Genomic DNA, 6,365 nt, shown 5'->3' on the forward strand with positions numbered 1-6,365 from the left:
ACTAAATGTCGGCCGTACGTCCCTCGCTGACATCACGGGTAGCGCTCCAATACGGTTCGCGGTTGTAATAGTGATGGACCGTGGCGCCCCACTTTTCGTCCGCCATCGAAGGCCAGTGGTCCTTGTCGAACCCGGGCTCATCCTTGAGTCGCTGGGCCGGGATGTCGACGACGAAACACCGGTCGATTGCATCCAGGGTCAGGGCGCTCCATGGCATTGCGTGCAGCGTATCGCCGATGCCGAGGAATCCGCCGGTCGAAAGGACTGCGTAGGCAATCCGTCCGCTGCGCACGTCCATCATGATGTCGGATATTTTGCCTACATGTTCGCCGTCGGAGGACATCACCTTGTCGCCAATGAGCGTCGTCGCTGCCATTACCTCCGGTCCGGGCCCCATGCCGGGGGTGCTGCCAACGATTTTCGCGCCAGTGTCAGGCGGGGGCATCTGCGCGTCAGGCGTAGTCATGATTGACTCCGGGGGAGAAAGCAACCTGACGCGCAAGTCACGTGCCAGAAGGTAATACGCAAATGCAATATTCAATCTGCTTCGGGCCACGGTTGCACCGGGGTGACTTTGATTTCCGTACAATTTTCCGGCTAGATGCATCCCAAGCCAGTCGTGGGATTGCCTTTGGGCCACCAAATAAAAAATGTGCAAAAATGGTTGGTTGTGGTCTACCCGCCCGCGCTATAACGCGTCAAAGCTCTTTGTAAGCCGCACCAACTGTCAGATGACACGATAGACGCCTATTCAGCTTGGCCTGACACCGCCGAACCGCAGTTCGTCGTTTGCTTCATGGATGATCTTACGTTGATTCCAACATCGCTGGCGTTCGTGGACGGAGCACGATAGCCCGGAGTCCATTACGAGGAACGAAGCGATGCGCAGACAGGCGAAGGATGGTGCCGTGCAACTGAACTAGGGCAATCCACAAGGTGTGCATACCTAATTGTATTTGACATAAATAGTATGATCGAATTTTAATTCGCATTCCTTCGTTGTTAGACCATGGCGGTGCCCGCTACGAAGCTCTGGACAGATGAAGCCTGTAGCGCATCTGATGGAAGCGAGCGCGAATATCTTATGAGCATGTTGGCCAGGCGCAGCAAGGGTGTGTGATTGATGCTGCGCAAGCGCGCAGCGGTGCATAGGTACGTGGTGAGGTTCCGCCCAAGGACGTTCCGCTTTCGTGTGCGGATGTCGTGATCTCATCGAACGCGTCGATCGTGGATGCGTGTCGTCTTCCAGGTCACGCTGCGGAAGACGCTTGACGTTAGTCTGGCGCTGCTCGCCCCTGAAGCACAGCAGACGCTCGCAGTTTCGGTCAAAATATCGGTATCCGTTCGCCGGTCCTACGCGCACCATTGCGGGATCGTCGGGCTGCCTGTCGCCGCCAAGGGCGACGAACATTGCCGGCCTAGCCCTTGGATTTCAGCGGTCAGGCCACGAGCGACACTGGGAGGTGCCGTGCGCGTGTCCATATTGCGTCCGCGGTTCAGATGATCGTCAATTGCCGCCGCGCACCCGAGCATGCACGGATAAAGGAAGATCGTGAACCCGGCGGTTTCGAGATGCGCCTCGCTGAGCTCCCCGCGCTGGAGTGGTATTCGTACCTTCGTGCAATTTCTGGCGGTCCCGTCGAAAAAATCCTTCTAAATCAGTGCCTGAATTCCTTCTTGTCGTGCGTAGCTGACTTGCCAGTAAAGCCCCGTCGTGTGGGGCGTCAGAGGTCGCAAGCGCCAGAAATTGCACGAAAGCAGCGCGTCGTCCAAGGTGACGTAGATAGACCGAGAGGGAAATGTCGAATACCGGGACCTGCGCGGATGCCGGCTGACTCATGGATCTCGGACCTTGTCCCGCTTTGATCTAAATCAATGTATGGACCCGCAAACGGGAACATGGTGTATTCAAGGTCAACTCGCATGGAGTTGCGAATTGTGGATGCGTCGGTCGCGAAAGCAGCCGGGACGGCATTCGTGACCGCGAGACGTGTAGGGGAGAGTGACCATGCAAGCCACACATCATTTCAATGTCGAACTGCGGCATGCGACGGTGCCGACCTACGTCATCAGCTACCTGTTTCCGATCCTCCTGTTGCTGTATGAGATTCATCGAGTGGGCAGATGGATCTACGACTACGGACTCCATTTCTCGAATTTCAGGTTCATGGGTTATGAGTTCCTGCTCATGCTCGCGTTCGTTGGAGTCCAGACCATTGTCGCAGCCATTTTCCTGATTGGAGCGTCGATCGGCCGACATCACGACTTCGAGCACCGTGTTTCGAATCTTCTGGCTGGCCTCAGTTGTTCGATTGTTGTGATTGCGTTCGATCTTGCGATGCAGTATGCCCTGTAGTGCAGGCCGCAAGAATCAACGAGCTCGCATGCCGGTGGTTTGATGACACGGTTCTCGTTCCGCTGAAAACACGAAGGCTGCAGAGTCCCGCATTGAGCCGCATCAGCCCCTATTCGGGTCGGCGCCAACATATTCGAATCTCACGGATCGCCGTGAGCGCTTGAGAGCACGCCAACACGAGCAATTGCCGGTCACGCACATGTTTTCGCTTCGAAGAGACTCACCATGGCCAACCCACTAGCCAATTGGCATACTGATCACGTCAATTTTGCTCGACTACTTGATCTCCTGGACGAACAGGTAGCTGCCTTCCACCGGGGAGAGAGTCCGGATTACGCCCTTATGGGCGATATCCTCTACTACTTGCGGGATTACTCGGATCGTTTTCATCATCCCCCTGAGGACGTTGCATATGCGCGGCTTGTCAAACGGAATCCGGGAACTCAATTGGTGGTAAACCGGCTTCTGCAAGAGCATCGCGTGATTGCCACGGCAGGAGAAGAACTCTTTAACCGCCTGAATGACGCAGCGGGAGATGTACTAGCACCGCGGGCGGCTCTTGAGGCGGCCACCGCTACGTATCTTGTGTACTACCGTCACCACCTCTCCACTGAGGAGCGGGATGTGATGGCCCGCGCAGAGCAGGCGCTGACTGAAGAAGACTGGGCTGCAGTTGCTGCGGCGGTGCCGGCTATTGGTGACCCGCTTTTCGGCGACAATGTGCTGGAGCGCTTTGTCGCGTTACGCAGGAGGATCATGTGTGATACCTAGTCTAAAGCGCTGATGTGCGTACTACGATTGGCGGTTTGCCGCCCGGAATAGGAAATTTTTTCATAAATAGAATTGGCCGAAAATTTATCCGTAACCCTTAGGAAATCGGCTACACGCCGGATGTCGAACCCAATATCGAATGCGGCGGAAATATGACGCTCACCAAGCGGCTGCCGAGCAGCGGTCAGGCGCAAACGCCGATGACTTTATCTCGTGCGCATCAGACGCGGCCCACGAGCCGACGGCGGCGCTGTCGGGCATGAGCCGTGTCGAAGGGGCCAATCGGCGGTAAAGGATGAGGCCGCGCACGCCGGCCAGCCGAGATGGCGCCATACGTCGGCAAGCGCCGCCGCGATGCCGCCGGCGGCGGCAACCTGGGCTGGCGCGCTTGCTATCCAGTCGGACCAGTGAGGATCGAATGCGAACGCTGTAAGCCACGGAAGAGTCTTCGCCCGCGCCCACGAGCGGGCCGCCGCAGGCTGGCTTTCGGCAATGCTCTCCACCAGTCAGGCGGCGCCCAGGAAGCCGGGCACGCCGCCGAGCGAAATCACGACGGTGTAGAGCACCGATTTCGTCACCGCCGCGCCGTATCCGCCCGAGGGTCCCCGTAGTAGCGAGAGTGCACCGATTTAGCGGAACTCAGCTACCGTCGGGGAGAGTGGTCGGCGGCAGTGCCGATTTTGCGGATACGCGCCGACATCGCCACTTTTGAAAGAACAGTGGGCGCGAAGACGGACTCCTATCGCCGCGGCGCGTCCCGGGCGTCGCAGAAAAAGCTCAGGGTATCGTCATCCTTGATTTTGACGTGCCACTCTCCAACACAGTATTTGGCGTCGGAGAACTTCTCCTGCCATCGGTGTGAGAGCTTGCCGATCCAGGCACGCGCTTGCGATGGCATCTGCGGCGAGACCGCCATCTTCTGCAGCATCTGCAGATGGCCGGAATCTCCCCAGCGCGGGCTGGCTGCGACATGCGCGTTCCAGACAAGCACCACGAGCTTGTATATCTCACGCACCGCGGCGATCGGCGTGTCTTCGGTAATGGCCTCGGACAGAAGCGGTTCACCGAAGTCCAGAATCGTTTCTGAGATTTTGCGTTCGGTCTTGCCCGTGCTTGCCTTGTTCATCGCTTCGTTCCCGTTGATGTGCGAGCGCAGTTCAGTGCCGGGTCGCCGAGCGCCCGACCGGCAAGGACGACGTCGAGGGCACGGTCAATGTCGATCCGGCCGCTCCGGAGGGCTTCCAGTTGTAGCGGGGGCAATTCCTCGATCCGGTCGGTCCACTGGTCGTTGATTCGCCAGAGCACGTCGGCCTGATAGTCGTACGGGCTGACATCGTCGGCTCCGGCAGGTCGCCTGCAACTGTAGAACACCGGCCTGGCCCCGGCCTCTGGGCCCAAAAAAGTAGCTTGCGACGGCGCATTATTCCTCCCCACGCTTACGCAGCGCAAGACGTTTCCGGCGAGTTGCCGGGACGACGGTCCGTGGACGAATCGAGTGGCACCACAACGACCGCATGCCGGATGGGTTCATTGACCGCGGGCAGGGCAACTGGAACTACTTCCAACAGTCAGCCGCAAGACTGCGAGGTTATCGATCTTTTGTCCATTTGGGATAAAATAAAGTTTCAAATGGAACAGGAGGGAAGTCATGCCGGCCATGGAAAAGCACTCAGCCACCGCACGCAAGGCGCCGCAGGCACTCAGAGCCCGCGCTGGCTCCCGGGCCGCCGCGAAGCCGGCCCGGCGGGCAGCGCCCGCTCCGGCGGCTTCGACGATTCATCTCTTCGATTTTCCGCGCGTCTACCAGGCGTCAGGCATGGAGCGCATATCCGTCATCCGGCATGGCGTGTCCGCGCGCGATGTGGGCGAAATGGCCGCACGGATGAAGACGTCTCAGGACGAGCTGATCCGGCGGCTGGGCCTGAAGCGCACAACGGTCGCGCGAAAGTCGCAGTCGGCCAGCAAACTCTCTTCTGAACAGAGCGAGCGCATGGTCGGTCTGTCCAAGCTGATCGGCCAGGTGCAGACGATCGTTGAGCAGTCCGGCGAGCCGAAGGGCTTTGACGCGGCCGAGTGGCTGGAACACTGGCTGTCACACCCCAACCCCGCTCTGGGCGGCGCGCTGCCCGCGGACTTTCTCGACACGATTGAGGGACAGGAACTGTTGGGCACGCTAATCGCCCAGATGCAGAGCGGGGCGTACGCATGACGGTCCACGTTTGGCGGATCGCGACGGACACGCCCGATTACACCGCGGACGATATGACTGGAGAGGGCGCGAAACGCACCGGAGGCCGGTGGAACCGGCCCGGCAAGCCAGTTCTCTACACCGCGGAGAGCCGGTCGCTCGCCTGTCTCGAGACGCTCGTGCACCTGGGTGGCATGCTGCCGCTGAACCGTTATCTGGTGCGCATCGACGTTCCGGATGCGGTCTGGCGGCGGGCGCGGAGGCTCGACCATACGGCGGCGCCAGTCGGGTGGGACGCCATTCCTAGGGGCAAGACAAGCCTCGACTACGGTGACGCGTGGCTCACGGCGAATTCGGGCGCGCTGCTGCTCGTTCCTTCCGCAGTTGTGCCGGAGGAGTTCAATGTTCTGATCAATCCGTCGCACAAAGACTGCGCGCGCGTGAAAGCGATGAAAATTCGCCGCTGGACCTACGACGCGCGGATCTGGTGAGGCTGCTTGTCCCGGCGCCCGCATCCGGGTGCCGCAAAGGCGTCGGACTGGACGGTCGTCCCTGGTTTCAAAGGATTTTCAGATTCCGGATTTTTCCGATCGACGGCGAGCGCTCAACGATCAGATTGACCAGGTATTCCGGCAGCAGCGCGCGCGGGAGGTTGGCCGGCACATCGGCGATGACCTGCGATGGCACGAGCACGATAAATTCTTCTGGTGCAGAGGCGAGACTGTGTTCGTAGCTGACGCGGATTTTCCATGGCTTGACCTGCTGCGAGACGATAAAGAAAGACTTGGACGCAGTCTGTTATGCACTCGCTGGCGTGCCGATGCCTCCCAGGTTCCGCGGTTCCTGTACGCCTGTGGGCTCCTGGCGGCGGACGTGGATCCGCACGGGCGGCCTGTTTTTATTATAGCGTCGCTCCCCATAAATGTCATGGCCAGATACAGATGTCCGGTCTCCGGCTCAATAGAAATGTCCGGTTTTTTGCGAGATTTGCTTCCGTCTTTCCCGGGTTTAATCTCCATTCCGTGTTGAAGGATAGCGTCTGGAGCAGCA

Annotated in this window: 8 protein-coding genes; 4 read left to right on the forward strand and 4 right to left on the reverse strand. The window is 59.2% G+C overall.

Annotated elements, in window-relative coordinates; all coding sequences use genetic code 11:
- Position 1: 1 nt before the first annotated feature.
- On the reverse strand, positions 2-466 hold the full coding sequence (locus VSR34_RS25050) for a PRC-barrel domain-containing protein (RefSeq protein ID WP_342963842.1): 465 nt from the start codon (positions 464-466) through the stop codon (positions 2-4).
- A 1,542-nt stretch (positions 467-2,008) separates the two neighbouring features.
- Here VSR34_RS25050 and VSR34_RS25055 point away from each other — a divergent pair.
- Positions 2,009-2,356, forward strand: coding sequence for a hypothetical protein (locus VSR34_RS25055; RefSeq protein ID WP_342963843.1), 348 nt, complete (start codon positions 2,009-2,011; stop codon positions 2,354-2,356).
- A gap of 225 nt (positions 2,357-2,581) precedes the next feature.
- On the forward strand, positions 2,582-3,127 hold the full coding sequence (locus VSR34_RS25060; protein WP_342963844.1) for a hemerythrin domain-containing protein: 546 nt from the start codon (positions 2,582-2,584) through the stop codon (positions 3,125-3,127).
- Positions 3,128-3,866: 739 nt separating this feature from the next.
- Here VSR34_RS25060 and VSR34_RS25065 read toward each other — a convergent pair.
- Complete coding sequence (locus VSR34_RS25065; protein WP_342963845.1) at positions 3,867-4,253, reverse strand: hypothetical protein; 387 nt, start codon at positions 4,251-4,253, stop codon at positions 3,867-3,869.
- Entirely contained in the window at positions 4,250-4,498 is a 249-nt protein-coding gene (locus tag VSR34_RS25070; RefSeq protein WP_342963846.1) for a hypothetical protein, read from the reverse strand. Before VSR34_RS25070 ends, VSR34_RS25065 begins: the two co-directional genes overlap by 4 nt.
- A 277-nt stretch (positions 4,499-4,775) precedes the next feature.
- Between VSR34_RS25070 and VSR34_RS25075 the strand changes: the two genes are divergently transcribed.
- Both VSR34_RS25075 and VSR34_RS25080 read left to right on the forward strand, forming a co-directional pair.
- On the forward strand, positions 4,776-5,336 hold the full coding sequence (locus VSR34_RS25075) for an antitoxin Xre-like helix-turn-helix domain-containing protein (protein ID WP_342963847.1): 561 nt from the start codon (positions 4,776-4,778) through the stop codon (positions 5,334-5,336).
- On the forward strand, positions 5,333-5,806 hold the full coding sequence (locus VSR34_RS25080; RefSeq protein ID WP_342963848.1) for an RES family NAD+ phosphorylase: 474 nt from the start codon (positions 5,333-5,335) through the stop codon (positions 5,804-5,806). Before VSR34_RS25075 ends, VSR34_RS25080 begins: the two co-directional genes overlap by 4 nt.
- Positions 5,807-5,873: 67 nt before the next feature.
- Here VSR34_RS25080 and VSR34_RS25085 read toward each other — a convergent pair whose 3' ends face one another.
- Complete coding sequence (locus tag VSR34_RS25085) at positions 5,874-6,059, reverse strand: hypothetical protein (protein ID WP_342963857.1); 186 nt, start codon at positions 6,057-6,059, stop codon at positions 5,874-5,876.
- Positions 6,060-6,365: the final 306 nt, after the last annotated feature.

The sequence above is a fragment of the Paraburkholderia sp. JHI2823 genome (genome assembly GCF_038900695.1).
GTDB lineage: Bacteria > Pseudomonadota > Gammaproteobacteria > Burkholderiales > Burkholderiaceae > Paraburkholderia > Paraburkholderia mimosarum.

Excerpts from the sequence above, each read along its gene's own strand:
- VSR34_RS25050 (WP_342963842.1), bottom strand. The coding sequence starts at position 466 with ATGACTACGCCTGACGCGCAGATGCCCCCGCCTGACACTGGCGCGAAA.
- VSR34_RS25055 (WP_342963843.1), top strand. The coding sequence starts at position 2,009 with ATGCAAGCCACACATCATTTCAATGTCGAACTGCGGCATGCGACGGTG.
- VSR34_RS25060 (WP_342963844.1), top strand. The coding sequence starts at position 2,582 with ATGGCCAACCCACTAGCCAATTGGCATACTGATCACGTCAATTTTGCT.
- VSR34_RS25065 (WP_342963845.1), bottom strand. The coding sequence starts at position 4,253 with ATGAACAAGGCAAGCACGGGCAAGACCGAACGCAAAATCTCAGAAACG.
- VSR34_RS25075 (WP_342963847.1), top strand. The coding sequence starts at position 4,776 with ATGCCGGCCATGGAAAAGCACTCAGCCACCGCACGCAAGGCGCCGCAG.
- VSR34_RS25080 (WP_342963848.1), top strand. The coding sequence starts at position 5,333 with ATGACGGTCCACGTTTGGCGGATCGCGACGGACACGCCCGATTACACC.